Consider the following 1166-nt stretch of genomic DNA (forward strand, 5'->3'; position numbering starts at 1 on the left):
GTGATGGCTTTGCCTCTGAAGTTCAACACTAAGATTGGGCGTGATGGCGTGGGACTGAGCCAAGGACAGAAACAGCGTATCTTGATAGCAAGGGCGGTGTATAAGAATCCCGACTACATCTTCCTTGACGAGGCGACCAACTCGCTGGATGCCAACAATGAGAGAAGCATCGTGGAGAACTTGGATAAGTTTTACAAGGGAAAGACTGTCGTGATTGTAGCTCATCGACTGAGTACGGTGAAGAATGCCGACCAAATCGTAGTCATAGACCATGGTAAGGTCGTTGAGGTTGGCAACCATGAGTCTTTGACCGCCAAGCGAGGGGCATACTATAACCTTGTGAAGAATCAGTTGGAATTGGGAAACTAAAAAGCGTTTGATATGGAACAGAAAGAAAAAGAATCAGATAACATCGAGTTGAGAAGCGAGAAGGTGAGGAACGTGATAGGCAAGGTTCCTCCTCGCCTCGTCAGCTTGGGGACAGTTATCATTACGATAATAGTCCTCGCCCTCGCAGTTGCTTTCTACAAGACACCTTATCCTATATCTATAGAGGCTAATGGTGAGGTTATAAACCAAAGAACAATACAGGTGTTTGTGCCATACAAGTATTTGTATCTTTTTGATGAGCCAAGAACTGCTCACGTTTCTTTTGAGGGCAACGACAATGCATCTTATCACTGCGACATCATAAGCCATAATGCCAAGCTCATACATAGGGATGATGGCAACTATTTTATGGCTACAGCCACAGTGAGCACACAGAGACAAAAGTCCCCTGTGTTGCAAAAGTACATGAAAGCCGATGTCAGAATCATCGTCAGCAACAAAACGTTATGGCAGCAGGTATTCGGATAAGCTATATCCGAATACTGCTGTTTGTTTTTGGATACATATTGTTGGTAAGCATCAGATTTAACTCAAAAAGTTCTAAATTCCGTAAATTTCTCCTTGCTAGTTATGGGATATTTAGAAATTTATCGTATCTTTGTCCCCGAATTGAGGCGTTCTTTGCATATTGCAAAATACAGAAACGAGCAGAAGTCCGCTCGTTTCCATATTGTTACCTATATAATATAGGCAAACGCCCAACTTCTTGATTTTCAATCAAAGTCCAATTTAGAGCGAGTTAGAAACATAAACAACAATACAACGGTAAGATTCCG

General features: G+C 42.4%; 2 protein-coding genes. Both read left to right on the forward strand.

What is annotated here, in order from left to right; genetic code table 11:
• Nucleotides 1-369 (forward strand): ATP-binding cassette domain-containing protein (locus DW657_RS14620; RefSeq protein WP_118313189.1); only part of this gene is annotated, 369 nt, incomplete at its 5' end.
• Between the two features lie 12 nt (nt 370-381).
• Complete coding sequence (locus DW657_RS18455) at nt 382-858, forward strand: hypothetical protein (protein WP_233547110.1); 477 nt, start codon at nt 382-384, stop codon at nt 856-858.
• Nucleotides 859-1166 lie beyond the last annotated feature (308 nt).

Source organism: Prevotella sp. AM23-5 (assembly GCF_003473645.1).
Lineage (GTDB): Bacteria > Bacteroidota > Bacteroidia > Bacteroidales > Bacteroidaceae > Prevotella > Prevotella copri_A.